This window comes from Mycobacterium sp. NGS34, from assembly GCF_059812845.1.
In genome coordinates, this window is record NZ_JCALDM010000001.1 from 426,280 (window position 1) to 451,447 (window position 25,168).

A 25,168-nucleotide genomic window follows, 5' to 3' on the forward strand; every position below is an offset into this window, starting at 1 on the left:
GATCAACTGATTGATTATATAGTCGGGCGGGGATCACGAGCAGGAAGCCGATGCCTTGACCGAGACCGTTGGCGTGGGGTTCGACGTCGACGCGCTGCGCCGTAAGTACGCCGACGAGCGGGCCCGGCGACTGCGCCCGGACGGGATCGCGCAGTACGTCGAGACGGCGGGTGCCTTCGCGCGTTTCGCCGAAGACCCCTGGGTGGACGGAACGTTCACCCGCGAGCCGCTCACCGACGAGGTCGACGTCGCGGTCATCGGCGCCGGATTCGGCGGGCTGTTGACGGGCGCGCGGCTGCGCGAGCTCGGTGTCGAAAGCGTGCGCCTGATCGACCGAGCGGCCGACGTGGGCGGCACCTGGTATTGGAACCGGTATCCGGGGATCGCGTGCGACGTCGAATCCTATGTCTACATGCCGTTATTGGAGGAGCTCGGCTACATCCCCGCGGACAAGTACGCCAGGGGATCGGAGATCTTCGCCCACTGCCAGCGCATCGCCGAGCACTACGACCTCTATCGCGACGCGTGCCTGCAAACCGAGGTGCATGAGATCCGTTGGGATCCAGATGCTTCCCGCTGGATCATCCGGACGAACCACGGCGACGAGATGCGGGCCAGGTTCGTCTCCATGGCCAACGGTTACCAGGCCAAGCCCAAGTTGCCCGGGATCGCCGGCCTCGGGAGCTTTTGCGGCCCGACGTTCCACACCAGCAGGTGGGACTACGGGTTCACCGGCGAAAAGCTGGAGAACCTGGCGACAAAGCGCGTCGGCATCATCGGCACCGGCGCCACGGCGATCCAGTGCGTGCCGCACCTCGCCGCGGCGGCCCGGCATCTCTACGTCTTCCAGCGCACACCGTCATCGGTCGACGTGCGAGCCAACCGGACTACGGATCCGCAGTGGGCCAACACATTACAGCCCGGCTGGCAGTCCGAACGCATCCGGAACTTCCAGATCCTGACCGCCGGCGGTCAGGCCGACGAGGATCTGGTCGCCGACGCCTGGACGAGTATCACCCGCAAGCTTCCCGTCATGCGCCAGGACGGCGCCGGCCCGGCCCCCAACATCGAACTGGCCGACTTCGCCAAGATGGAGGAGATTCGGGCGCGCGTCGACGAGATCGTGGCGGATCCCGCGACCGCCGAGGCGCTCAAACCGTGGTACGGCTACTTCTGCAAGCGGCCGTGCTTCCACGACGGGTATCTGCAGACCTTCAACCGTGACAACGTCACGCTCGTCGACACCCGCGGTCGTGGGGTCGAGCGCATCACCGAGGCCGGCGTCGTCGTCGACGGGGCGACCTACGAACTCGACTGCCTCATCTTCGCAACGGGTTTCGAGGTCGGCACCGATTACTGCCGGCGCACCGGGTTCGAGCTGATCGGCCGCGACGGCGTGACGCTGACCGATCGGTGGCGCGACGGCGTGCGCACGTTCCAGGGCTTGAGCGCCAACGGCTTCCCGAACTGCTTCATCGAAAGCATCGCCCAGGCGGGGCTCACGGTGAACTTCCCCTATCTGCTGGACGTGCAGGCCAGCCACGCCGCGTGGATCATCGCCTGGGCGCTGGAGCGCGGCGTCAGCGAAATCGAGCCGTCACCCGAGGCCGAAGCCGCGTGGGTCGACCTGGTGGTGGCCCGCTCCACCGCGACCGCGGAGCGGGCCAGGACCTGCACCCCCGGCTACTACAACCGGGAAGGCAAGGCGGACGCCAAGACTCGGCAGGGCAGCTTTTTCATCGGTGCGCCCACGGAGTACGCGGACATGCTGGAGGCGTGGCGGGGGAAGGGCGACCTGGACGGGTATCAGGTTCGCCGGAGCGAGGCCGCAACGTGACGAGCCGCGCGGCACGTCGGCGCTATGCGGTCGGCCGGCTGCGGGCGGCGACGCGCCGGCGGCGGCCCCCGAGGGTGGCGATCATCGGCGCCGGCTTCGGCGGCCTCGGCGCGGCGGTGTCGCTACGCCGCGCCGGTCTCGACGACCTGGTCATCATCGAGGCCGACGACGGGGTCGGCGGCACCTGGCGCCGCAACACCTATCCCGGCGCCGCCTGCGACATCCAGAGCCACCTGTACTCGTTTTCCTTCGCGCCCAACAAGTCCTGGAGTCGCACCTACGCCCGTCAGCCCGAGATCCTCGCCTACCTCGAGTCCGTGGCCGACGACTTCGACCTGCGGCGCCATCTCATGCTCGGCACCAAAGTGCGATCGGTCCGCTGGAATTCCGACGCGCGGTGCTGGGACTGCGAATTGGACCGTGCCGGGCAAGCCGAGACGCTGACGGCCGACGTCGTCGTCTGCGCCGTCGGATTGTTCGGGTCGCCGAAGCGTCCCGAGATCGCGGGGTTGAGCGAGTTCGGCGGCACGCTCATGCACACCGCCCAGTGGGATAAGGACATCGAGCTGGCAGGCAGGAAGGTAGCGGTGATCGGCACCGGCGCCAGCGGGGTGCAGGTGGTCCCCGAGCTCGCGAAGACCGCGGAGCGCGTGACGGTGTTCCAGCGGACGCCGCCGTGGATGGTGCCCAAGGACGACCGACCGTACAGCGCAGCGGAATTGGAGCGCTTTCGGCGCGATCCCCTGGCGGCGCGCCGCGCGCGTTGGCAGATCTGGAAATTCCAGCACGACAACACGGCCACTTTCGCCGACGACCCGGTGGTTGCCGCGCGCACGCACGTCGCGACGTCGTTCTTGGAGCGCACCGTGGCCGACGGGCGGCTGCGCCGCGCGTTGACGCCGGACTATCCGTTCCGCTGCAAGCGGGTGTTGCTGGGGGACGACTATTACCGGGCGTTGCAGGCGGACAACGTCGATCTGGTCACCGACCCCATAGCGCGGATCACAACGACGTCGGTGATCACCGGGGGCGGCCGGACCGTCGACGTCGACGCGATCGTGCTGGCGACCGGGTTCGAGACGTCGCGCTACCTGTCGGGGATCGACGTGGTCGGCGCCGGCGGTCAGCGCCTGCACGAGCGCTGGGGCGCCGACCCGAGCGCCTACCTGGGGGTGGCCGTCGCCGGCTTCCCGAACTTCTTCATGCTCTACGGCCCCAACACCAACCAGGGCGGCAACTCGATCGTCTACATCCTGGAGGCGGGCGCGCGGCTGGTGGCCAGCGCCGTCAGCCGGGTGGCGCGGCGGGGCGGCTACGTGGATGTGCGTCCGGAGGCCGAAAGGCGCTACAACGACCAGCTTTCCGCGGACCTGGAACGAACCGTCTGGACCCAGTGCGACAGCTACTTCCGGTCACCAAGCGGCCGCATCGTGACCCAGTGGCCCTACACCGAACTGGACTACGCCCGCCGAACCTGGCGGCTGCGGCCGCGGGATTGGTCGCACCACTCAACGGGTGCGGCGCCGCTTTCGGGGCGTCCTCGGCACGTCCATCTTGGCGGCTTCCTCGGTGGCGATCCTGCCCGCCACGTCGTCTATCGCCCTGCGGAACGCCTGCATGCCGAGACCGATTCCCAGGGAACGTAATTGGAGGGTCTTCTCGGCGATCTCGGGCCAGTCGTCGGCGGGTAGCCCGGCGCGCAGGAACGGCTCCCAGACTTCATCGCGATAGAGCTCGACGAGTGGTTGCATGCTCGCGATCTGATGATCGGTCATGACGGTGAGGGCCCGGGCCACCTTATCCAACGGCAGGCCGACGGCGATCAGCTTCTCGACGTAGTCGAACGTTCGGGTGTCGGTGACAACGAGCAGCTCGTCGTTGAGGATGTCGACCAGCCCGCAGTCCGTGAAGTACCGCTCCGCGTCGGGGCCGAACTGGCGGACCAGGTCGACCCGTTTCATCTCGACCGATCCCGTGAGGTTGGCGGGGCTCAGCAATTCCGAGGCCATCCGACGTACCTCGGGCGCCGACTCGCCGGACTGATCCAGGACCCGCCGGATGATGTCAAGCGGAAATCCTTGCGCTCGAAGTGATTTGATGTGCTCGATGTGCGAGATGTGGTCGTCGCCGTAAATCCCGATCCGGCCGCGTCGCCGTGGCGGCGGTAGCAGTCCGTTGGTCTGCCACTCCCGGATGTTCCGCGCGGTCATGTCGACGCGGCGCGCGAGCTCGTCGATTGTCATGTCCACGGCGACGACCCTTGTCGATTACGGAAACTTACGTTACGGTCCAGGGCGTAACTATACAGGTTAGGTGATCGATGGCGCTCACTGACGGGGTTCGCTTCACCGGCTCGGCGGCACGCACGCTGGCCGGCGCCGCGCTGGCCAATGCCACGGGTGCCCGGCGGCGCTTGCCGCTCGACGCGGACATCACCGCCTACGATCCGCTGGATGCGGCGACGGCGGCCCAGCCACACGAGGCCTATCGTCGCCTGCACGCCGGCGCCCGGGTGCAGTACAACCCGAAGCGCCGGGTGTATGTCCTGACCCGGTTGGACGATGTCCGCGCGGCCGCCCGCGACGACGCGAAACTGTCCAGTGCCGACGGGCCCATGCTGACCCGGATACGCACGCCGATCCTGGTCTCGCTCGACGGCGACGCGCACGCCCGGCAGCGCCGTCAGGTACTGCCGGCGTTCACCAAGGCGGCGCTCGACAGCTGGCGTCCGATCATCGACAGGCTGGCCGTGGAGACGGTCCACGACGTCGTGGCCAACCCGGGTTGCGACGTGGTGCAGCGGCTCGCGATACCGATGCCCGTGCGCCTCATCGCCCAGTTGCTGGGCGTTCCCGACACCGATGTCGACGATTTTCGGCGGTGGTCCGAGGAGTCGGTACAGGTTACCGACATCGACCTCACGGCACGCGGCGCCCGCAAGCTCGCGGTCTCGGTGCGCGGCTCGTGGGCGATGCACCGCTATTTCACGCGGCAATTCGCCGTCGGCGGCCTGAAGGGCTCGGACACGATCCTCGGGCGGCTGTTGGCGGAGAACCAGGCCGGCTCGCTGCCCGACCGCGAGTTGTTCTACTTCGCGATGCTGTTGCTTCTTGCCGGCAACGAGACCACGACCAACCTGCTCGGCGGCATGTTCGACACCCTGGCGGCCAACCCGGAGCAGTATGACCTGCTGCGCGCCGATCCCGACTTGATACCGATGGCGGTCGAGGAGTTACTGCGCTATCTGTCACCGGCGCAGAACGTGTATCGCACCGCCCTGCGCGACTACCGGGTCGGCGATACCACGATTCCGGCGGGTGCGCGGATCATGCTGTCCATCGGCGCGGCCAATCGGGATCCTCGGGCGTTCGACGAACCCGACGCGTTCCGGGTAGCGCGAAATCCTAGCCAGCACATGACTTTTGGGTTCGGTGCACACCTGTGCATCGGAGCGCAATTGACGCGCATGGAGGCCCAGGCGGTGCTGAGGGAATTGGTGACGCACGTCAGCCGGATCTCCGTGGTCGGGGCGACGCAATGGTCCACCAACAGTTTGCTCCGCGGACCGACTCGCCTGGCGGTCCGCCTGACGCCCGCGTGAGGACGGCCCGTCAAGCTTCTCACCGGGCGGGATCGTCGGCCACCTCGATATCGCCGGCCGCGGCCGCCGCGCGCAGCTGGTGAAAATCGTCGAGTGACTTGTCGGCGTACGCGTAGGACCACTCGGCGACCGCGTCGTGCACGGCGCTGCTGGTGCCGACGTAACCGCGCAAGACCGATGCGTTGGCGCTCTGCGAGTGCGCGCGCGCCAGCAGCACCGCACAGGCGACGGCGTATTCGGAGAAGGTCGAGGCCGACATGCCTGCGGTGTCGACGCTGCCCTTCATGTCGTGGAACTGGCGGACGTAGTAGTCGCGCCCGTCCTTGCGGGTCGTCCCGAGAAAAACGTCCGACATCGCCTGCAGGATCTGCTGGCCGTCGATGACGCGCACCCCCTGGCCCTTTGCCTCGACGGCCGCATTGAGGCTGTCCGGCTGAGTCCACCCGCCGTATTCCTCGAGCACCGACCGCACCGCCTCCTTGATCTGCAGGATCAGCGGTGTTCCGTTGGGGCCGACCAGGATCACCAGGTAGCACCGGGTGCCGACGCTACCGACGCCGACGACGCGCAGCGCGACATCCGTGATCCGAAAGTGCGACAGCAGCAGCGCCACGTCGGCCGGCACCGCGGCCAGATACTCCCGCACCGCCGCCAGCAACGGCGCTTCGGTCTGCTCGTCGACGTGCTGCAAGACTGGAGGCGCCTCTCGCAGCCGTGGGGTCCCGTCGGGGCCAATCTCCGTGATCCGCCGGAAGACTCGCGCCGACGTTCGGGTGCGCGCCTGAGATATCGTCTTCTGAATCACCGCCTGCAGGCCCTTGGACACCTTCCCGGTGTAGTGCTCGGGTTCCACGCGCAGGTAGTAGCGGTCCAGCACGTTCATCTCCTCGAGCATCGCCTCCAGACTGGTCTGATAGCCCACCAGCGCCTGCTCGACGCAGCGGCGGATGGCTTTGGCCGGATACCCCGCGTGGCGGCCCCCGACGACAGCGCTGGTGACCAGGCGCTTGACGTCCCACTCCCCGGGCGCCACGGCGGCCTCGTCGAAGTCGTTCAGGTCGAACACGATTGAGCGGTCCGGCGCGGCGTACATGCCGAAGTTCGACACGTGCGCGTCACCGCAGCACATGACTTCGATCCCGCTGGTAGGGCTGGCGGCCAGGTCGGCGGCCATGACCGCCGCGGACCCGCGGTAGAACGAGAACGGGTCGGTGAGCATGCGAGCGAACCGCAGCGGGACCAGTTCGCCTAGCCGCCCGTCGTTTTGGGCCACGAGGATTTCCGTCGCCGACCGGTTCGCGGGAGTCAGTTGGGCGAGCGCGCGCCTGGGGACGGTCTTGCGCAGCGCCCGACCGCGCGCCACATCCTCCCCGGGTACTTCCAGTTCGATGAGGCGGTCACGCAACGCCCGTTGCGGCATGTGCTCAGCATAGGTATCCCGCGCGCTTCGGACTTAGCTTCAGGCTGATTCTCAACGCTGCGCCGAAGTGGCCCGATCGTTAACATCCTGAAAAGTATTGGTGCCGGCCGAAATGGTCCGGCGTTTGCCGTGAGAGGACGCCTGGATGTCGAAAGTGCGTCCGGCATTCCGGCGTTTCCGCCCTCGGTTGCGCATCCGCTGGCTCAACGTCGTCGGTGTGGTGGCCATCGTCCTCGCCGCAACTGCGATCGTGGTCAAGAACATTCCCGGCGCCGGCACCAACCAAATCCTCAATGTCTCCTACGACCCGACCCGTGAGCTGTACGCCGCGATCGACAAGGCGTTCGTCCCGCAATACCGTGCGCACACCGGAATCGGCTTGAACATCAAGGAGTCTCACGGCGGCTCGGGCCGCCAGCTGCGCAGCGTCCTGGACGGCAGCCAGCGGGCCAGCGTGGTGTCACTTGCGCTGATCAGCGACGTCGAGACGCTGAGCAAACGGGGCCTGATCGCCCCCGACTGGCAACGGCGGCTGCCGAACAATTCCGTGCCGTACACGTCGACCATCGTCTTCGTCGTCCGCAAGGGCAATCCCAAGGCCATCCACGACTGGCCCGACCTGATCAAGGGCGACGTGTCCGTGGTGACCCCCAACCCGCGAAGCTCGGGCAACGGCCAGCTCAGCGTCCTCGCGGCCTGGGGCTCGGTCACCACCCGCGGCGGTAGCCACGCCCAAGCGACCGACTACGTGCGGTCGCTGTTGCGCCATGTGGCCGTCTCCGACAATGGTGCCCGCGGTGCCGGCGACAGCTTCACGCTGGCGAAGATCGGCGACATCCAGCTGACATGGGAGAACGAGGCGCTGCGCGAGGTCGCCGCCAACAAGGACGAACTGCAGCTGGTGTACCCACCGGTCAGCATCCTCGCCGAACCCGCCGTGGCCTGGGTCGACGCGAACGTCACCGATCCGAAGACGGCGACATACGCCAGGGCCTATCTCAACTACCTGTTCACCGACGCCGCACAGGAGCAGGCGGCGCAGTACGGCTACCGGCCGTTCAAGCCCGAGATTCTGGCCAAACATGCCGACCGGCTGCCCCCGCTCGCGCTGTTCGGAATCGGCGCCATCGCCAAGGACTGGAGCGACGCGCGCGAGCAGTTCTTTGGCGTCAACGGAATCCTCGACGCGATCTCCGCGCCGCCGGGTGCGGCGTCGGCGACCTAGCGGAAAGACCTGACCATGGGCCTGGCTTTCAATTACGACCTGGTGAAGGGACGGCACGACCTCGTCGCCGGCCTCACCGTCGCCGCCATTTCGTTTCCCCAGGCGATGGCGTACGCGTTGATCGCCGGCGTGGATCCACGGTTCGGGGTCTACTCGGCGATCGTCGTGACGATCGTCGCGTCGATCTTCGGCTCGTCGTCACACTTGATCAACGGGCCGACGAGCGCCATCTCGCTGCTGGTGTTCAGCGCCCTGGCGTTCATCGATTCGGAGAACAGCACCCAACTCTTCGAGGGGTTGTTCCTGCTGGCCGTGCTGGTCGGCGGATTTCAGATCGTGATCAGCCTGTTCAAGCTCGGCAACCTGACCCGCTACATCTCCGAGTCGGTCATCATCGGCTTCATGGCGGCCGCGGCGTTGCTGCTCGCGGCGGGGCAGCTGGGCAACGCGCTCGGTGTGCGCGACAAGGGCAACGGGCACATGCAGGTCTTGCGCCGCGCCTGGCTCACCCTGACCCACGGCGATGCGATCAACTACCGCGCCCTGACACTGTCCGTCGCCGCAGTGGCCCTGGCGGTCGTCCTGCGCAGGCTGGTGCAACGCTACCGATGGCCGCAGATCGACATGCTCGTCGTGCTGGTCGTCACCGCCCTGATCGCCTACCTGGCGGGCTGGTCGATCCCGGGCGCCAACGGCCACACCGCCGTCGCGGTGGCCGCGAAGGTCCCGCGCAGCCTGCCCACCCCGCACATCCCGGAGGTCCACACCGACTGGCTGCCCCAGCTGTCGACGGGTGCGCTCGCGATCGCGTTCGTCGGCATCATCGAGGCGCTCTCGATCGCCAAAGCCATTGCCTACCAAACCCAACAGGAGATCGACTACAACCGGCAGATCATGGCCGAAGGCCTGGCCAACCTCGCCGGCGGCTTCTTTCAGAGCCTGCCCGGCTCGGGATCGCTGTCGCGATCGGCGATCAACTTCCAATCCGGCGGGCGCACCCGGTTCTCCGGGATCGTCTCGGCCGCAACGGTTGCCGCGGCGCTGCTGCTGTTCGCGCCCCTGTTGCGCTACGTCCCCCAGGCGGCGCTGGCCGGGCTGCTGCTCGTCACGGCCGCGCGGCTCGTCGATTTCAAGCGCCTGATCTACACGCTGAAGGCCTCGCGCTATGACGCCGGCCTGGTGCTCGTCACCGCGCTTACGGGAGTGGCGATCGATCTCGACAAGTCGGTTCTGTTGGGCGTGATCCTGTCGATCCTGCTGTTCGTGCCCCGCGCGGCGAAGCTGAAGGCCAAGGAGCTGATAGTCACCCCCGAACGCGTTGTCCGAGAGCGCATTCCGGGCGACCCGGCCGATGCGTCGATCGTCATCTACGACGTGGAAGGCGAGCTGTTCTTCGGCGCCGCACCGGAATTGGACCGCTACCTGTCGGAGATCAGGCAACGGATCGAGAGCGACGACATCCGGTTCGTGGTGCTGCGGCTCAAACGGGTACGACATCCCGACGTCGTCTGCATCGAGCGCATCGAGCACTTCCTGCGCGACGAGGCGGCGCGCGGCGTCACCGTCCTGCTCGCCGGGGTGCGCGCCGATACGCTAACCCTCCTGAAAAACGTCGGGTTCCAGGGATGGTTCCCCGCCGAGCACGTCTTCCCCGAGGAAGACGAGGAATACTCCGCGACGCTCAAAGCGGTGCGCTATGCGCACAACGGGCTGGCGGAACCGGCCCGGGCCGCCGACTTGTACTACCTGGTCTGAGGGTCAGCCGTTGGCGGCGGCCGCCCTGGCCCGCTCCGTCATCGATGCGATCACGCCGCCGTCGTTGAGGATGTCGGTGCCGGTGAGGTAACCCGCTTTGTCGCTGGCGCAGAACGCGAGTAGCTCGGCCATCTCCTCGGGCTTGCCCCAACGCGGGACGGCGGCGTCGGCGACCATCGCACCGGCCCCGGCCTGCTCCTCCAGCCGGCCCATCTCGGTGTCGGTCGACCCCGGTGAAACGGAGACGATGCGCAGCCCGCGCGCGTTGAACCGCTCCGCCTGCGCCTGGCTGTACCACTTGACGAAGGTCTTGCTCAGCGCGTACGCGATGCCGGAGCGGGCCTCCTCGGGTGCGATGTCGCAGGCCGTCAGCATGGCGCCCATGAAAGCCTCGGGGTCGTCCAGGGCGAGCGGAAATTGGCGTGTCGGAACGATTTCCGCGGGGAGCATGTAGGCCGACATGGACGCCACGTTGACGACCACCGCGCCCGCACCGGCGATCGCGTAAAACGCCTCGTCGACGTTGATGGTGCCGATCGCATTGGTGCGCATGACGTAGTCGGCGGGACCCATGCTCGGACTGACGCCGGCGGTGTGGATGACCGAAGCGACCGTGCCGAGCCCGGTTGCGGTGTCAAGCAGGTCCGCGACGGCATCCCGGTCGGTGACGTCACAGTTGACGGCCGTCGGAGTCATCCCGAGGCCTGCCAGGGTCGCGGCCGCGCTGTCCAGGCGGTCCTGCCGCACGTCGCAGAGGACCACGGTGTGGTCGCGGCCAACGATTTTGGCCGTGGCCAGACCCATGCCGCCGGCGCCGCCGGTGATCACCGACACTCGATTCATAGCTGGACCGTATACGGGGTGCCCTAACTCGGCAGCGTCGGGCTCTCCGCGTCGTGATGGGGGTGGCCACTGTGGCGGATGGCCGTGCCGACGAACGGGGCCCGGAACGTGACAGCCAGGTGGCGGCGGTTGATGACCAAGCCCACCGCCGCCACCGCGACGTAGACACCGCACAGCAGCAGCCGCTCCCGCGTCGAGACGAGCGGGAACTGGACGAAGAACAACACCAGCAGCGCGCACGCGGCGACCCGCGAGAAACGCAGCCCGAGGATCAGCGCAACCCCCATCAGGGTCTGGGTCGCCGTCAGCAGCACCTCCTCGACCTGCCGCGAGTCCAGCGCCAGCGAAAACCCGCCGCCGCCGAGGACGTGCGCCACGGGCAACGATCCGATCAGCAGCGTCCACTGGTTGACCTTGGACGAGATCAGCGTGGCGATCGCCGCCGTGCCCTTGCCGCGGGAGGCGAAGATGACCGCGATGATGAACTCGGGGGCCTCCGATGCCAGCGGCGCGAGCCACTGGACGAGCAGGAACCGGTCGATGCCGAGCTCGGTGCCCGCCGCGACGAGGTTGTCGGCGAACGGCTTGGCGCACAGCAGAATCACGGCGCCCGATGCCGCGAAGAGACCGATGACCGCGACGCGCCGAACGCGGTCGGGCAGCTCCCCCAGCGCGGCCGCGGTGCCGACGAGGTCCGGTTCCTCCACGTCGCCGTGGCCGATCTTGTACAGGTAGAAGCCGAACCAGGCCAGCAGCGCCAGCCCCAGCGCCATGTGAATCTGACCGGTCGCCGGCATGATGAATGCGGCGATGCCGGCGATCAGCAGGAAGCCGAGTTCGACCCGGTTGGCCGGCTCCAGCTGGACGGCCACGGATCTCGCGGATTTGCCCGCGCCCGCCCGTCGCGCGACGAGGATGCTGACCAGCACCACGACGGGCCAGCCCAGCCCCATCAGCAGCCGGTTGGACCCGGTCATGTTCGCGGCGGCGTACTGGGTGTAATCCGGATCGTGGCCGGAGACGTAGGCGTAGTAAAGGTCCACGGCGTATTCGGGCAGCACCGCCACCAGCGCGAGCACCGCGATCGCCAGCCCGCCGGAGACGTCGATCTGCGCGGCCTCGGCGGCCCACGCCAGCAGGAAGCTGGCCGCGACCACCGCGGCCCCGTAGATCAACAGGGCGGCGACCGGGTCCAGGTGCAGGCCGGCGATCCGGATGACCACCGCGGGGGCGATGAAGATCGCGGTGCTGAGCGCCGACCGGGTCAGCGTGAATCGCCGCGCGCGCGATGTCGTCGCGACTGTGGCAGCGGACCTGTCTGTGGCCGGCATCGTCATCCTTCAACTCGAAGAGGGGTGCCGATCATTGGTGATTGCTTTGGCTCGCATGCCGTGGCGAACTGCTCCCAAACCTACCCGCGAAATCCTTACCCAGCAACGCGATCCGAGAGCCGAAGCGGCGGTCGGGCGCGTTCTGTCTTCGCTGGCCACCTCGGTCGGGAGGGAAAGTTCGGGCTGGCTGATCCGAAAATTTGGCAAACCTTTCGTGGCCCTGCGGTGGCGTTTTGCGCCGGCCGCGCCGCGGCCCGGCGCGTTTTGCGCCACCGATGGATCGATGGACGCACAGATAGCTCGATTAACTTCGACGCGCCGCCGCAGCCGTGGGTTCCCCGGGGAACGGCTAACCCGGCGGACCCATCGCCGCGGCGGCGGCCTGCGCGAAGAGTTCGACGGTCTGATTGCGGGTCAGTGAACTTGTCAGCTGCTCGGCGGCGCGCATGACGTCGCCGACGAACCAGGTCGGGCCGTTCGTGAGGTTGTCGAAGGCCTCCGCGATCACGTCGTCCACGGCGGCGGAGCCCGGTGGCACCTCGTCGGGCGAACTGATCTGGCCGCGGCTGTGTTCGAGCCGGCGCAGTGCGGGCGTGTCGGTCTTGCCGAGGATCAGGCCTACGACGTCGACGCCTTTGTCGTGCAACTCGGCCCATAGCGCCTCGGCGAAGACCATGTCGAACGCCTTGGATGCCCCGTAGGCCACCATGTTGGGCCCGCCGGCCAACCCGGCGCCGGAGGAGAAGATGACGATGCCGCCGCTGCCCCTCTCGACCATGGGGGGCGCGAAGTGGTGGCACAACTGCATCGGCACCATGCAGTTGCGTTGCACCATCGCCTCGGCGGCCTCGATCGGGTTGGCAAGAAACGGCTCATAATTCGGGTCGGCGCCCGCGCAGCAAACGAGGAAGCCGATCTCCAGATCGCTGGTGGCCGCGGCGATCGCCGCTGCCGCGCCCGGCTGAGCGAGATCGATTGCGAGCGTGCGTGTTTCGACTCCGCTGCGGGAACCGATCGCCGCGGCGACGGCGTCCAGCACCGACTGACGGCGGGCCAGCAGCACCACGTTGACGCCCCGCTCGGCGAGCCCCGCGGCGAACGCGGCGCCCAGACCGTCGGAAGCCCCGGCGACCAGCGCCCACGGCCCGTACTTGGTTGCGAACGTCACCTAAGGGCTCCCAACTGCACTCACGCGCACGATGGTGAAGCGCCGCCGTGCGATGCGCCAACCGTCGGCGGTGCGGACGATGTCGTCGTCGTAATAGCCGATGCCGTTGGCACCGGATTGGTTGTCGGCGAACATGATCAGGGCGTCGACGTAGGTGCGAGCCGTGGCCTTGTCGCCGCTTATCGTGATGACCTGGTTGGTCAAGCGGTGCAGCGTGTGCCCCGCCAACGCGTGCGTCTTGTCCATGAAGTCCGTGACGGCGTCGACGCCGCTCCACGCGCCGATCTCGCCGTAGTCGAGTTCGCAGTCCTCGGTGAACACCGTTCGAAACAGCGGCCAGTCGCGCCGGTCGATCCCGGTCGCGTAGCGAACGAGCAGATCCGAGATTTGTTGCCGGTCGTCGTTTTCGCTCACGAGACGTCTCCATTCGGGTGGACCACGATGCGTGGTGGGCCGTCGGATCTGCGCGCCAGCTCGAGCGCGCCGGGCACCTCGTCCAGACCGATGACCTTGCCGACGCTCGGTAGCGGATCCAGGCGTCCGGACGCGATGGAGTCGAGGGTTCCGCAGCGGCAACTCGCCCGGCCCCGGCGCCGGGTCCGCGCGTCTCGCGGACCTGCAGCCGGCCGTCCCTCAACACAACGGCGCGCATCAACCTCGTTTGTTTTCTCGAATAATCGATATAAAGTCTCGAATGATCAGGGTAACCATATGAACCCCGCCGCAAAGGAGTCAAGACATTCGCGGATCGCCGTCGGCGCCGACCGCCCGGGTGCTCGACGTCGTCGAGCTCCTGGCCCGGTTCCCGGATGCGCCGCTGCGCTTTTCTGACGTCGCGCGCGAGCTGGATCTCACCCAGGCGACGGCGCACGCGATCCTGAAGACGCTGTGCGACCGGGGCTGGGTCAGCCGCGACCCCGTCGCGAAGACCTTCATCCTCGGCCCCGCGCTCGCGGTGGTGGCCGCGCGAACCGACACCGCCCGCCCGCTTGCGCATGCCGCCCGTACCGCGGCGCTGCGGCTCTCCCGCGAAGTCGGCTATGCCGGTTCGGTGGTGGAGCGATTCGGTGATTCGCTGGTGGTGACCGCCTTCGAGGGTGACCCGGCGACGCAGCCGGCGGGCATCCCGGGCGATCGCATTCCCTATGCCCCGCCCTTCGGCGTCGCCCTGGCCGCCTGGGACGGCGAGGAGGAACAACGGGCGTGGATCCGTCGTGGCGCCGGCGACAACACCGATCGCGTCGAGCGCCTCGAACGCGTCCTGGAGCACACCCGGGAACGGGGCTTCGACGTCGACTGGACAACGCCCGCGCTGGCGCAGGCCGTCCAAGCGGTCGTCAGCCTCGATCACCACGAGATGCCGACTCCGGTGCGCCACATCCTGGATCAGCTGCTCGCGGAGTTCACCACCATCGGCTTCCTCTCCGACGACAATCCCGGTCGCCGTAAGCAGCCCGTGGTCACCATCGCCGCACCGGTTTTCGACCATCGTGGACAGGCCGCCCTGATGCTGGCCGTGCATCCGCTGTGCCCGCTCAGCGCGAGGCAAATCCGGCTTATCGGCGAGAAGCTCACCGACGAAACGGCGGCGATCACCCGATTGCAACAGAACGCGGTTCATCGCGCCGGCTAGGTCCGTTGGACGGATAATTGTGCCATCGCTAAAGCACCTGCAGCACAACAGTATTCATCGATGCCGAGCTTGCGCCCGAGCCGCTGTCACCCGGCCTGATGGGCGCTATGTCTCCTCGCGGCCGGGGACTGCCGCGTCGAAGGCGTTGAGCGTGACGGCAACCATGGAGAAGCAGCCCACCAGAAAGACGATCTCGGCGGCCCCGTGCTCGCCGAACCGCGCGACGGCAGCTCGATAGGTGGTCTCGGCCAGGACACCGCCGCGGTTGAGCGCGGCCGCCATGTCGTAGGCGACGCGCTCGTCATCGGTCAGGTCGGCGGGGCGTTCACCGGCGGCGACGGTGGCGATCTTGTCGTCGGACAGCCCCGCCCGGCGTGCGAAGTACTCATGTCCGTAGATCTCGTAGCGCGCCCCGAACTTCGCGGCGGTGACCAGAATGACCAGTTGATGGACGCTGCCGGGCAGCAGGGCGTGCTCCCATAGCGATCTGTTGAGCGCCCAAGCCGGCGAACCGAATTGGGGAAAGTGGAGCCAACCGTTGAACGGCCCGACCAGCGCGCCGTCGCCGCGGTATGCGACGAGTTCGCCGAAGCCGCTGTCGATTACGGCGCGCATGTCGGCGTACAGGTCTTGCTGTGCGGCGGTCAAACCGTTAGGTGGCAACAGCGGAAGTCGCACCGGGCCCTCCTCAGGTGATCGCGGTTGGTTCACCCCAGCCAATCCCCAGAACGTCGGCGCGTCCACGACGGGCTTTCCACCAGTGCTAAGTCACGCTTCCTACCGCAGGTAGGGCCACTTAAGCTCGTCTCATGGAACTGCGGCAGCTGGGCTACTTCGTGGCGGTTGCCGAGGAGTTGCACTTCGGTCGGGCCGCAAAGCGGAAGCACATTTCGGGACCGGCTCTCTCCCAACAGATCATCGCCCTCGAACGCGAGTTGGGGGCCGAGCTGTTCGCGCGCGACCGGCGCAGCGTCCGGCTGACGGAAGTCGGACGCACCCTGCTGCCGGACGCGCGGAGAATATTGGCCCTGGCCGACGACGCCAAGCATCGACTGCAGCTGGCGGCGGCCGAGAGCACGCCGGTGCGGCTGGGTTACGTCAGCTGGCTGCCCGACGACATCACCAGCCTGCTTGGGCCCGAGGTGACGCTGCGAGTCGACGAATGGGTGCTGCCGTCGCACGCGCAGGCCGACCGCGTGGCGGAGGGCACGCTCGATGTCGCGCTGGCGTGGGTGACCGCCGAGCAGGTCAAGCAACGCGGGTTGACGGCGCACCTGCTGCGTGCCGAGCCCCTGCAGGCCGTGCTTCCCGGCGTGGGATCGCCGGAACCGATTGCCGCGCAACGGGTCAAAGTCCTCGTCGATGCCGACGAGTCGGCATGGTCGTCGTGGAATCGGTTCGCCGGGGAGTTCGCGGCCCACACGGGTGCGCGGATGGTCAGGATCGACGACGGCGGCGTCACCGGTGACGCCTTCTACGCCCACGTGCGCAGGATCGGCGCCCCGGTGCTGGCTTCACCGAAGCGACACACCGCAGTCATTCCACCCAGCCTGGGCCAGCGACCCGTCGCCGAGCCGACCCCCCTGTGGACATGGTCGTTATTGCACCGCCAAGACGATGGTCGGGCCGGTGTGCGTGGCCTGGTGGACGCGTTGCTGACGACAGCGCGCGGCCGCGGTTGGCTCGCGCCTCCCACCGGCAGCTGGTGGGCTCCAGCCGACGACCCGCACCGCGAGGCCCTCGCCTCGGGCACCGAACTGCGGTAGGAACTCCGGTCGAGCACTGGTAAGAGATCGATCCTGGACTTCCGTGTCGTTGCGGCGCTTCAGTGGAGGTAACGACGGGAGGACGAAACCCCATGGCACATAACTACGTTGTCGACGATCTTGCCGGCTTCGTCGTCGGCGCCGAGCCAACGGACCTGAGCGGACCACCCCGGGCCTTGCTGAAACGCAACGTGCTGGACAGCGTCGCCTGCGCCGTCGGTTCGCTGGACGGTGAGCTGATCGCCACGATTCGCGAACACACCGACCAATTCAGCGGCGTCCCGACCGCGACGCTCGTCGGGGGCGGCCGGGCCTCGGTCGATCAGGCGGCGTTCTTCAACGCGGTCCTGGTGCGCTACCCCGACCTGCTCGACACCTACCTGACTGTGGGGGGACTGTGCCATCCCGCCGACAACTTCGGCGCGATCCTGGCGGTGGCCGAGCACGTCGACGCCACCGGCGCGGATTTCCTGCTGGCGCTAGCAATCGCCTACGAGGTCCAATGCCGGTTCAGTGCCCAGGTTCCGGTGATGGCGCGCGGGCTCAATCATGCGCTGCAACTGGCGATGTCGGTCGCGGCTGGATCGGCCAAGCTGCTCGGGCTCGACGCCGGGCAAACCGCGAACGCCATTGCCGCGGCTGCGGCCGACAACGTGTCGCTCGCCACCGTGCACGCCGAACCGGTCTCGAACTGGAAGGGCATCTCGCCCGCGGTCACCGGCATGCGCGCGGTGTATACGACGATGCTGGCCGGCCGCGGGATCACCGGGCCCAAATCGCTGTTCGAGGGCCCGCACGGCCTGGTGCAGCTCTTCGATCAGCCGATTGACTTCCACACCGCCGACCGCGCGCTCGCCTGCGTCGAGCAGACCTACCTCAAGCAGTACTGCTCACTTATCCACGGGCAGGCCATCATTGACGCCGTCCTGGCGATCCGCTGCGACAACAACCTGCGCGGCGAGGACGTCGCGCGGGTGAGGCTCGAGGTCTTTCAGGGGGCGTACGACTTCGCCGGCGGGGGAGCGTACGGGGGAAAAGACCACCCGCTGACCAAGGAGCAGGCCGACTACAACCTGAAATACCTCAGCGCGGTGGCGCTGCTGGACGGGGGTGTCGGTCCCGAACAGCTCGAGACCGAACGCGTGCTGCGCGGCGACGTGCAGGACCTGCTGGCGCGGGTCGATGTCGCGGCCGCCGCCGACCTGACCGCGGACTACCCGCAACGCACCGCGGCGCGCGTGCACGTGCTCACGCGCGACGGGCGGGAATTCAGCCGCGAGCAGAGCGATTACGAGGGGTCGCCCACCCGGCCGATGTCCTGGCAGCGCGTCGTCGACAAGTTCGGCTGGCTCGCCGAGCCGTTCTGCGACGAGGCGCTGCGCGATGACATCGCCGCCGCGGTCGACGGGCTCGAGGAGATCCCCGTCGCCGAGTTCGCCGCCCTGCTCGGCGCCGTCAGCCCGAGCGCCCAGCGTCGCCGCAGCAGGGCGCGCTTCTGACCCCGCCCCCTTGCGCCCTTCGCTGCGGGCGTTGAATGATCGGCCATGCGCAAAGATCGCGGCATCAACCGGTGGGAGCTGGTCACCTGTGCGCTGGCGGGCCATGTGACGTACGCGCCGGACGAGGAGGCGCTGGCCGAGAGGCTCAGCGGCACCACCGGGCTGGGCGAAGTCTGGCGTTGCCTGCGGTGTGGGGAATTCACCGTCGGTGCGCCGCATGGCCGCGGCCATGCCGACAACGCGCCGATGATCATGCGCGGCAAGGCTTTACGCCAGGCCATCATCATTCGTGCGCTCGCGGTCGAACGGCTGTTCCGGGCGATCGTGATCGCGCTGGCGGCGTACGCCGTCTGGAAATTCCGCGGCGCGCGTGGGGCCATCCAGGCCACCCTGGATCGTGACCTGCCGATCTTCCGTGCGGCCGGGTTCAAGGTTGATCAGATGACGATCGTGCACGAGCTGGAAAAGGCGCTGGCGGCCAAGCCATCCACCCTGGCCCTGCTGACCCTGATGCTGGTCGCCTACGCGCTGATCGAGATCATCGAAGCCGTTGGCCTGTGGTTGCTGAAGCGCTGGGGCGAGTACTTCGCCGTGGTGGCCACCTCGGTCTTCCTGCCTCTGGAAATCCATGACCTCGCCAAGGGCATCACGATGACCCGCTTGGTTACCTTCACGATCAATGTGGCCGCCGTGATCTACCTGCTGATATCGAAGCGGCTGTTCGGGCTGCGGGGCGGTCGCAAGGCGTACGACGAGGAGCGCCGGGGCGAGCAGCTGCTCGACGTCGAGCGCGCCGCCACCACGATCTGAATGGGCACCTACGCGATCACCGGATCGGCGTCCGGGATGGGCCGTGAGGCAGCGCAGCGGCTCCGGGCCGACGGGCACACCGTGATCGGTGTCGACGTGAAGGACGCCGACGTGGTCGCCGACCTGTCGACGCCGCACGGCCGCGAGGCGGCCGCCGACGGCGTCCTGGCGGCCTGCGGCGGCAGGCTCGAGGGTGCCGTGCTGGCCGCGGGCCTGGGCCCGAGTCGGGGCCGGGATCGGGCCCGGCTGATCGCTCAGGTCAATTACCTCGGCGTGGTCGAGCTGCTCGTCGCCTTGCGACCGGCGCTGGCCGCCGTTGGCGGCGCGAAAGTCGTCGTCGTCTCCAGCAATTCCACGACGACCGTGCCCGCGGTGCCCGGGCGGACCGTGCGGGCGTTGCTCGCGCACGACGCCGACAGGGCGGTGCGATCCGTGCGGCCGTTCGGGCCGGCCGCACCGACGATGATGTATGCGGCCTCGAAAATCGCCGTGGCCCGCTGGGTGCGCCGGCATGCGGTGAAGCCGGAGTGGGCCGGCTCCGGCGTGCGCCTCAACGCCCTGGCCCCGGGCGCCATCATGACGCCGATGCTGCAAGAGCAGCTGTCGGACCCTCGGCAGGCGAAAGCGGTTCGATCGTTCCCGGTGCCGGTCGGCGGTTTCGGCGACGCGGGGCAACTGGCCGAATGGATGCGTTTTATGCTGTCGGATTCCGCCGACTTCCTTTGTGGCAGTGTCATTTTCGTCGACGGCGGGACCGACGCGTACTTCCGCGCCGACGACTGGCCGAAGGGCCTACCGGCGCGCCGGCTGTTCGGTTATCTGCGGCGGTTCCGGGCCGGGGTGTGACGGGCCCGCCGCGCCGCCGCGAATGTGCCTCACGCCACAACGCGGCTTTTCGCGACGTTTACCGCGGCGCGGCGCGCCCGTAAAACCGTTGGGATGCAATTCAATGAGTCGGCGAACTGGCCGAATGGACAAGGGACGGACAAGGACGGCAACTGTGCCAACACTGCAGCACTGGATGAGCCAGAGCCCGACCAGCCTCGACATAGTCACGCCGATCAAGGCGCGGGCGTGCGACGCCCTGCAGGCCGTGCTGAGAAGCGCGCCGCGCCAAGCGCGTTCCCACCCGCGGATCATGCCGAAGGGGGTCGAGCGCTGCTGAGGTCCGGCGGCCCGAACTAGCTGCCCGCGCGGTCGCGTTCGCGTCGGCGGGCCCGCGAAGCCCGCAGATTCGCGGCGTTCCCACACGTCTTCACGTCGTGCCACACACCGCTGTTGTTCTTCGAACGGTCGTAGAACGTCGACGCGCACTGGTCGTTGTGGCACCGCTTGATACGTCGCCAGGTGCCGTCACGCTGGCTGAGCAGAACCTCTCCCCAGAGCGCCGACGCCAGCCAGCGCCAGCCCGTTCCGGCGGGTTCGAGCCGTACCTCGCCGGCCTCCGACAACGTCAGGGACGCCGAGGCGGCGCCCGTCCACCGTCCCGCCTGCGGTTCCCCCGCAACCAGTCCCGCGATCGTGTCGCGCAGGGCGCGCAGCTTCGCCACGTCCGCGTCGCCGAGCGGCGGCGCCTGCACGTCCAGCCCCCGTGCGGTGGCCCAGGCCCGCACCGCGCGGGTCGCCCAGTCGCCGGCGGCGGACGCGTCGGCCAGCAGGTCCGGCCCGTATTGCTGGATGGCCACCGTGTTGAGGAAGTCCTGGACCAGGCCCAGACCACCGGGGGCCGGCGCCAGCTCGTAGCGCTGTGACGCAAACCATTCCAATGACATAGTCAAAATATACTTGCCTATGTCGTCTCGGTCAACTACGGTGACAGAAGCAAAATGCTTTCGACTAAGTCAAGGAGTACGCATCATGGTCAACATCAACGGCTCGACGGTCGTGGTAACCGGCGGGCAGCGGGGACTGGGCAAGGCCATCGTCGACGAGTTCCTGCGACGGGGCGCGGCGAAGGTGTACGCCACCGCGAGGGCGCCCAAGCCCAGCGAGGACCCTCGCGTGGTCAGGCTCGAACTGGACGTCACAAAGCCGGATTCGGTTGCGGCGCTGGCCGCTACGGCCTCCGACGCCGACATAGTCATCAACAACGCCGGCATCATCGGTGCGCCGAAGCTGCTCGGCAGCGACATCGAGGAGGTGCGCGCGGTGTTCGAGACGAACTACTTCGGCGCCCTTCGGGTCGCCAAGGCGTTCGCGCCGATCCTGGCCGACAACGGCGGCGGAGCGCTGGTCGACACCCTTTCGATCCTGTCCTGGGTGGCCGGCTTCGGCGGCTACGGCGACTCCAAGGCGGCCTTGTGGTCGGCGACGAACTCGCTGCGTATCGAGCTCGAAAAGCAGGGCACCCTGGTCACCGGCGTGCACCTGAGCTTCACCGAGACCGAGATGACCAGCGGCTTCGACGTGCCGAAGAACGACCCGCGCGAGGTTGCCCGGCAAATCGTCGACGGCATCGAGCGGGGCGACGTGGAGGTGTTGGCCGACGACGCCACCCGGCACGTCAAGGCCGCGCTGTCCGGACCGGTCGAGGCGCTGCGCGCGGGTTAACGGGCAGCCGACGTTAAATGGCCTGTCCGAAGGCAGATCCCCGTCTTGTGACGGTGGGTCAAGCAGGCCGTGGGGGCCTCACCCAAAAATGGGCTTGCTGCACTTCGGACAGGCCGCCGGGTTGCCCCGGCAAAAACCACGATCGCATTGCGCCCGCGAACGCTGCGACGGCCGAAGGTCCCCGACCGTCGGCCGAAAGTCACATCCGCGCCGCCCCGGCGGGCATGTTTGGATGGCGACATGGAACCCGAACGCATCGTGAGCGCGACCCGCGTCATCTCGGCGAGCGCCGAGCGGATCTTCGAATTGATCGCCGATCCCGCCCAGCAGCCGAGCTGGGACGGCAACGACAACCTCGCCTCGGCAGCCCCGGGCCAGCGGGTCCACCGGGTCGGTGACGTGTTCAAGATGACGCTGACCAACGGCGCCGTGCGGGAGAACCACGTCGTGGAATTCATCGAAGGCACCAAGATCGCCTGGCGCCCGGCGGAGCCCAAGAAGCTGCCGCCCGGCCACCTGTGGCGCTGGGAGCTGCAGCCGATCAACGCGACGCTGACCAGCGTGACCCACACCTACGACTGGACCGAGCTGAACGACAGCACCCGGGCGGCCAGGGCTGCCTCAACGACGTCGGACATGCTGCGCGAGTCGATCGACCGGCTCGCCACGCTCGCCCAGGCGAGCGACGGCTGACATGGCCCTGCCACCGCCGGGCGCCGACCGCGCCGCCATCGTCACGGGCGCCTCGTCAGGTATCGGCGAACAGTTCGCCGAGATACTCGCGCGGCGCCGCTATCAGGTGGTGCTGGTGGCCCGCAGCGCCGATCGTCTCGAAACGCTGGCCGCGCGGCTGGGCCCCAACGCGCACCCGCTGCCGGCCGACCTGTCCGATCGGAGCGCGCGGGCGGGTCTGCCGGACCGCGTCGCGGCCCTGGGTCTGGTTCCGGACATCCTGGTCAACAACGCGGGTCTTTCGACGCTTGGCCTGGTCGCGAAATCCGTTCCCGAGCAAGAGGTTAACCTCGTCGAGGTGGATGTGGCCGCGGTGGTGGACCTGTGCAGCCGGTTCCTGCCGGGCATGGTCGAGCGCCGTCGGGGCGCCGTGCTGAACGTGGCATCGGTGGCCGGGTTCGGTCCCCTGCCGGGTCAGGCGGCGTACGGCGCCGCCAAGGCGTTCGTGTTGTCCTACACCCACAGTCTGCGGGGCGAGCTGCGCGGCACCGGGGTCGTCGCGACGGCGCTGTGCCCGGGGCCCGTGGACACCGGATTCGGCGAGGCGGCCGGTTTCTCCAAGCAGGAGGCCGAATCGGCCCTGCCACAAGTGATGTGGGTGCCCGCCGCCAAGGTCGCCCAGGCCGGCATCGACGGGCTCGCGGCCGGCAAGGCCGTCGTCGTGCCCGGCCGCGTCAACCGGGTGGCGTCCGCCTTCTTCCGGGTCGCGCCTCCCGAGCTGTTGCTGCCCGTGCTGAGGCGCGGTCACCCCGCGTTCAAACGCGACTGAAAATCTCAGCCGTTCTTGCCGCGCACCCACTGGAACGTGCCGTAGTTCTTGACCCGCACGCTCGCGAATCCGTTGTCTTCCAGGATGTCGCCGATTTCGTCGTCGCCGAACACGTGCGCCCCCACGTTCGGCAGCTTTTGCCAAAACCTGGCGGCCTGCCCGACGGTCGGCACCATGATCGCCAGCCGGCCGCCCGGCCGCAGCACCCTGGCCATCTCGGCCAGCGCCGACGCCGGATTGGGAACCAGCTGCAGCACGGCCGTCGAGACCACGGCGTCAACGGTGTTGTCGCGCAGCGGAAGTCGTTGCGCGTCGGCCTTGATGAAGCCGACCTGCGGCCCGGCCTCATTGCGGACGGCGCGCGCCAGCATCGGCTCGGAGATGTCGACGCCCAGCGCCAGCCCCTCGGGGCCGGCCGCGCGAGCCAGCGACGCCGTGACGTTGCCCGGGCCCGAGCCGACGTCCAGCGCCACGCCGCCCGGCGGGACGCTCAACCACTCGATGGGCAGTTGCCACGCGCTGATCAGCCGCCGCGACAGGGCCTGGGCGTTGTCGTACAACATCGACCCGAACGGCGACGCCCACGCCGCCTGGATCGGTCCGTTGTTCTTCGGGACGGCGTCGTCCCCGGCCGATCCGGCGCCGAGCAGATCCAGGTAGCCCTTGCTCACGTCCGGATCCGCCGGCGGATCGGCGAGCAGATCCAGCGCCCGGCGCAGCGCGGGTGGCAGCGAGACATGCACGTCGGTCACGCTTACTCCTTCGATCAAAAATCAAGTGGTGCAGCGGGAATCGGATTCGGGGCCCGCTGGCAGCCTACGCCGACCCGTTCGTCACCGCCTGACGGCGGCGCGCTCGCGGACCAAGGCGCACAGCTGCCACTGACCCGGCACGCCTTTGAGCTCGCTCTCGCCGCGGTCGGCGAACCTGTGGCGCGAGCCGGTGACGATGTCGCGCACCGTCGAGGACACCAGCACTTCGCCGGCGTCGGCGAGCGCCGCCACCCGCGCACCGATGTGGACGGCCATGCCGGCCACGTCGGCCCCGCGCACCTCGACCTCGCCGGCGTGAATGCCGACCCGCACCTCGATCCCCAGCACCCGCACCGCGTCGACGATGTCGTCGGCGCACGCGAGGGCTGCGCTGGGGCTGGAAAAGGTGGCGACGAACCCGTCCCCGGCGGTGTTGACTTCACGCCCGCCGAACCGCTGCAGTTCGTGCCGAATGATGGTGTCGTGGTTGTCGAGCAGGTCGCGCCACCTGCCGTCGCCGAGCAGGGCGGCGCGTTCGGTCGAGCCGACGATGTCGGTGAACACAATCGTGGTGAGCAGGCGCTCCGCGTCCGAGCCGCCCCGCATGCCGGTGATGAACTCCTCGATCTCGTCGAGCATCGGGGCGGTGTTGCCGACCCAGTACAGGGTGTCTTCGCCCGGTAGCTCCACGAAGCGCGATCCGGCGATGTTCTCGGCCAGGTACCGACCGTGCGCGACCGGGGTGAACTCGGAGTCGGCGCGATGCAGGATCAGCGTCGGCGCGGTGACGCGCGGCAGGGTGTCGCGCACGTCGGCGTGCCGGATGCTCATGATCATCGCGCGCGCCATGCTGGGCGACGCCGCGCGGTTGCCGGCGGCGTCCCACCAGGCGCGAAAGGCGTCGTCACCGGCGACGCTGGGCGCGATGATGCCGAGCATGTCGAAGCCCTGGTCGACGGCGTCTGGGTCGGTTAACACGGTCGTATACGGGTCCAGTTCCTCGATCTTTGCGCCCATCGGATAGTCGGGGGCGTACAAACTGCGGGCCGCGCCGTTGATGATGACCAGGCTGCTCACCCGTTCCGGGTACTCGGCCGCCAGCGTGAGCGCGGTCATCGAGGTGAAGCCCGGCGCCACGATCGTGGCCCGCTCGCAGCCCACCGCGTTCATCACCGAGACGACGTCCTTCGCCCAGAACTGCGGTCCGATCACGTCGACCGAGGGGACGCGCGACGACAGCCCGATCCCGCGCTGGTCGAGCCGGATCACCCGGGCGAATGACGCCAGCCGCCGATGAAAGCGGTACATCGACGGCTCGGCGTCCACCGAGTCGATCGGAATCGAGGGCCCCGGGAGCAGCAGCAGGTCGATCGGTCCATCGCCGAACACCTGGTAGGCGATGTCGGTGTCGCCGCAACTGGCGTACCGGGTTCGTGGTGTCCCAGAAAACCCAGCCACGAATTCAAGGCTAGTGCAG

Annotated in this window: 23 protein-coding genes and 2 pseudogenes; 14 read left to right on the forward strand and 11 right to left on the reverse strand. The window is 68.3% G+C overall.

All coding sequences use genetic code 11. From position 1 onward, the window contains the following. Nucleotides 1–55 precede the first annotated feature (55 nt). Both AC5Y7V_RS02130 and AC5Y7V_RS02135 read left to right on the forward strand, forming a co-directional pair. A complete protein-coding gene (locus AC5Y7V_RS02130; protein WP_499878393.1) occupies nt 56–1,837 on the forward strand; it encodes a flavin-containing monooxygenase in 1,782 nt (593 codons plus the stop codon). Then, a complete protein-coding gene (locus AC5Y7V_RS02135; protein ID WP_499878394.1) occupies nt 1,834–3,483 on the forward strand; it encodes a flavin-containing monooxygenase in 1,650 nt (549 codons plus the stop codon). The genes AC5Y7V_RS02130 and AC5Y7V_RS02135 overlap by 4 nt, the downstream gene beginning before the upstream one ends. Before the next feature lie 405 nt (nt 3,484–3,888). Here the strand turns inward: AC5Y7V_RS02135 and AC5Y7V_RS02140 are convergent. Continuing rightward, a pseudogene (locus AC5Y7V_RS02140) lies at nt 3,889–4,080 on the reverse strand (MerR family transcriptional regulator); the annotation flags it as partial. A gap of 77 nt (nt 4,081–4,157) precedes the next feature. Here AC5Y7V_RS02140 and AC5Y7V_RS02145 point away from each other — a divergent pair. Further along, on the forward strand, nt 4,158–5,438 hold the full coding sequence (locus AC5Y7V_RS02145; protein ID WP_499878395.1) for a cytochrome P450: 1,281 nt from the start codon (nt 4,158–4,160) through the stop codon (nt 5,436–5,438). 19 nt (nt 5,439–5,457) lie between these two features. Here the strand turns inward: AC5Y7V_RS02145 and AC5Y7V_RS02150 are convergent, their stop codons facing one another. Next, a complete protein-coding gene (locus AC5Y7V_RS02150; RefSeq protein ID WP_499878396.1) occupies nt 5,458–6,858 on the reverse strand; it encodes a DUF2252 domain-containing protein in 1,401 nt (466 codons plus the stop codon). A 145-nt stretch (nt 6,859–7,003) separates the two neighbouring features. Between AC5Y7V_RS02150 and AC5Y7V_RS02155 the strand changes: the two genes are divergently transcribed. Then, nucleotides 7,004–8,083 (forward strand): sulfate ABC transporter substrate-binding protein, encoded by a 1,080-nt coding sequence (locus AC5Y7V_RS02155; RefSeq protein WP_499878397.1) that lies wholly within the window; start codon nt 7,004–7,006, stop codon nt 8,081–8,083. Nucleotides 8,084–8,098: 15 nt separating this feature from the next. Then, entirely contained in the window at nt 8,099–9,838 is a 1,740-nt protein-coding gene (locus AC5Y7V_RS02160) for a SulP family inorganic anion transporter (protein ID WP_499878398.1), read from the forward strand. Between the two features lie 3 nt (nt 9,839–9,841). Here AC5Y7V_RS02160 and AC5Y7V_RS02165 read toward each other — a convergent pair whose 3' ends face one another. The 5 genes and pseudogenes from AC5Y7V_RS02165 to AC5Y7V_RS02185 form a co-directional block, all read right to left on the reverse strand. Next, complete coding sequence (locus AC5Y7V_RS02165; RefSeq protein WP_499878399.1) at nt 9,842–10,681, reverse strand: SDR family oxidoreductase; 840 nt, start codon at nt 10,679–10,681, stop codon at nt 9,842–9,844. A gap of 23 nt (nt 10,682–10,704) precedes the next feature. Continuing rightward, entirely contained in the window at nt 10,705–12,018 is a 1,314-nt protein-coding gene (locus AC5Y7V_RS02170; RefSeq protein ID WP_499878400.1) for a calcium:cation antiporter family protein, read from the reverse strand. A 343-nt stretch (nt 12,019–12,361) separates the two neighbouring features. Then, entirely contained in the window at nt 12,362–13,180 is an 819-nt protein-coding gene (locus AC5Y7V_RS02175; protein WP_499878401.1) for an SDR family NAD(P)-dependent oxidoreductase, read from the reverse strand. Continuing rightward, entirely contained in the window at nt 13,181–13,594 is a 414-nt protein-coding gene (locus AC5Y7V_RS02180) for a nuclear transport factor 2 family protein (protein WP_499878402.1), read from the reverse strand. It lies immediately after the preceding gene. Continuing rightward, a pseudogene (locus tag AC5Y7V_RS02185) lies at nt 13,591–13,746 on the reverse strand (zinc-binding dehydrogenase); the annotation flags it as partial. The pseudogene AC5Y7V_RS02185 and the gene AC5Y7V_RS02180, both read right to left, overlap by 4 nt. Nucleotides 13,747–13,952: 206 nt before the next feature. Between AC5Y7V_RS02185 and AC5Y7V_RS02190 the strand changes: the two are divergent. Next, nucleotides 13,953–14,813 carry an IclR family transcriptional regulator gene (locus AC5Y7V_RS02190; RefSeq protein WP_499878403.1) on the forward strand — a complete coding sequence of 287 codons (861 nt, stop codon included), beginning with the start codon at nt 13,953–13,955 and terminating at the stop codon, nt 14,811–14,813. A 105-nt stretch (nt 14,814–14,918) separates the two neighbouring features. Here AC5Y7V_RS02190 and AC5Y7V_RS02195 read toward each other — a convergent pair whose 3' ends face one another. Beyond that, nucleotides 14,919–15,491, reverse strand: a complete 573-nt coding sequence (locus tag AC5Y7V_RS02195; RefSeq protein WP_499878404.1) for a carboxymuconolactone decarboxylase family protein — start codon at nt 15,489–15,491, stop codon at nt 14,919–14,921. A 131-nt stretch (nt 15,492–15,622) separates the two neighbouring features. Here AC5Y7V_RS02195 and AC5Y7V_RS02200 point away from each other — a divergent pair, with 131 nt between their 5' ends. The 5 genes from AC5Y7V_RS02200 to AC5Y7V_RS02220 all read left to right on the forward strand — a co-directional run bounded on the left by AC5Y7V_RS02200 (nt 15,623) and on the right by AC5Y7V_RS02220 (nt 20,053). Beyond that, a complete protein-coding gene (locus AC5Y7V_RS02200) occupies nt 15,623–16,579 on the forward strand; it encodes a LysR family transcriptional regulator (RefSeq protein WP_499878405.1) in 957 nt (318 codons plus the stop codon). Nucleotides 16,580–16,671: 92 nt separating this feature from the next. Further along, on the forward strand, nt 16,672–18,078 hold the full coding sequence (locus AC5Y7V_RS02205) for an MmgE/PrpD family protein (RefSeq protein ID WP_499878406.1): 1,407 nt from the start codon (nt 16,672–16,674) through the stop codon (nt 18,076–18,078). 45 nt (nt 18,079–18,123) lie between these two features. Next, nucleotides 18,124–18,888, forward strand: coding sequence for a DUF2127 domain-containing protein (locus AC5Y7V_RS02210; RefSeq protein WP_499878407.1), 765 nt, complete (start codon nt 18,124–18,126; stop codon nt 18,886–18,888). Next, nucleotides 18,889–19,734 carry an SDR family oxidoreductase gene (locus tag AC5Y7V_RS02215; RefSeq protein ID WP_499878408.1) on the forward strand — a complete coding sequence of 282 codons (846 nt, stop codon included), beginning with the start codon at nt 18,889–18,891 and terminating at the stop codon, nt 19,732–19,734. It begins immediately after the preceding gene. 154 nt (nt 19,735–19,888) lie between these two features. Continuing rightward, on the forward strand, nt 19,889–20,053 hold the full coding sequence (locus AC5Y7V_RS02220) for a hypothetical protein (protein WP_499878409.1): 165 nt from the start codon (nt 19,889–19,891) through the stop codon (nt 20,051–20,053). A gap of 16 nt (nt 20,054–20,069) precedes the next feature. Here the strand turns inward: AC5Y7V_RS02220 and AC5Y7V_RS02225 are convergent, their stop codons facing one another. Beyond that, entirely contained in the window at nt 20,070–20,660 is a 591-nt protein-coding gene (locus AC5Y7V_RS02225; protein ID WP_499878410.1) for a CGNR zinc finger domain-containing protein, read from the reverse strand. 85 nt (nt 20,661–20,745) lie between these two features. Between AC5Y7V_RS02225 and AC5Y7V_RS02230 the strand changes: the two genes are divergently transcribed. The 3 genes from AC5Y7V_RS02230 to AC5Y7V_RS02240 all read left to right on the forward strand — a co-directional run bounded on the left by AC5Y7V_RS02230 (nt 20,746) and on the right by AC5Y7V_RS02240 (nt 22,939). Then, entirely contained in the window at nt 20,746–21,438 is a 693-nt protein-coding gene (locus AC5Y7V_RS02230; protein WP_499878411.1) for an SDR family oxidoreductase, read from the forward strand. Nucleotides 21,439–21,678: 240 nt separating this feature from the next. After that, entirely contained in the window at nt 21,679–22,131 is a 453-nt protein-coding gene (locus tag AC5Y7V_RS02235) for an SRPBCC family protein (protein WP_499878412.1), read from the forward strand. A gap of 1 nt (nt 22,132) precedes the next feature. After that, entirely contained in the window at nt 22,133–22,939 is an 807-nt protein-coding gene (locus AC5Y7V_RS02240; RefSeq protein WP_499878413.1) for an SDR family NAD(P)-dependent oxidoreductase, read from the forward strand. Between the two features lie 5 nt (nt 22,940–22,944). Here AC5Y7V_RS02240 and AC5Y7V_RS02245 read toward each other — a convergent pair whose 3' ends face one another. Further along, nucleotides 22,945–23,691: a methyltransferase domain-containing protein gene (locus AC5Y7V_RS02245; protein ID WP_499878414.1), complete on the reverse strand. Its 747-nt coding sequence runs from the start codon at nt 23,689–23,691 to the stop codon at nt 22,945–22,947. 81 nt (nt 23,692–23,772) lie between these two features. Beyond that, a complete protein-coding gene (lipJ, locus tag AC5Y7V_RS02250) occupies nt 23,773–25,149 on the reverse strand; it encodes a bifunctional lipase/adenylate cyclase LipJ (RefSeq protein WP_499878415.1) in 1,377 nt (458 codons plus the stop codon). Nucleotides 25,150–25,168 lie beyond the last annotated feature (19 nt).

Coding starts and splice junctions, on each gene's coding strand:
- AC5Y7V_RS02145 (WP_499878395.1), top strand. CDS start 4,158: ATGGCGCTCACTGACGGGGTTCGCTTCACCGGCTCGGCGGCACGCACG.
- AC5Y7V_RS02150 (WP_499878396.1), bottom strand. CDS start 6,858: ATGCCGCAACGGGCGTTGCGTGACCGCCTCATCGAACTGGAAGTACCC.
- AC5Y7V_RS02155 (WP_499878397.1), top strand. CDS start 7,004: ATGTCGAAAGTGCGTCCGGCATTCCGGCGTTTCCGCCCTCGGTTGCGC.
- AC5Y7V_RS02160 (WP_499878398.1), top strand. CDS start 8,099: ATGGGCCTGGCTTTCAATTACGACCTGGTGAAGGGACGGCACGACCTC.
- AC5Y7V_RS02165 (WP_499878399.1), bottom strand. CDS start 10,681: ATGAATCGAGTGTCGGTGATCACCGGCGGCGCCGGCGGCATGGGTCTG.
- AC5Y7V_RS02170 (WP_499878400.1), bottom strand. CDS start 12,018: ATGACGATGCCGGCCACAGACAGGTCCGCTGCCACAGTCGCGACGACA.
- AC5Y7V_RS02200 (WP_499878405.1), top strand. CDS start 15,623: ATGGAACTGCGGCAGCTGGGCTACTTCGTGGCGGTTGCCGAGGAGTTG.
- AC5Y7V_RS02205 (WP_499878406.1), top strand. CDS start 16,672: ATGGCACATAACTACGTTGTCGACGATCTTGCCGGCTTCGTCGTCGGC.
- AC5Y7V_RS02210 (WP_499878407.1), top strand. CDS start 18,124: ATGCGCAAAGATCGCGGCATCAACCGGTGGGAGCTGGTCACCTGTGCG.
- AC5Y7V_RS02215 (WP_499878408.1), top strand. CDS start 18,889: ATGGGCACCTACGCGATCACCGGATCGGCGTCCGGGATGGGCCGTGAG.
- AC5Y7V_RS02225 (WP_499878410.1), bottom strand. CDS start 20,660: ATGTCATTGGAATGGTTTGCGTCACAGCGCTACGAGCTGGCGCCGGCC.
- AC5Y7V_RS02230 (WP_499878411.1), top strand. CDS start 20,746: ATGGTCAACATCAACGGCTCGACGGTCGTGGTAACCGGCGGGCAGCGG.
- AC5Y7V_RS02235 (WP_499878412.1), top strand. CDS start 21,679: ATGGAACCCGAACGCATCGTGAGCGCGACCCGCGTCATCTCGGCGAGC.
- AC5Y7V_RS02240 (WP_499878413.1), top strand. CDS start 22,133: ATGGCCCTGCCACCGCCGGGCGCCGACCGCGCCGCCATCGTCACGGGC.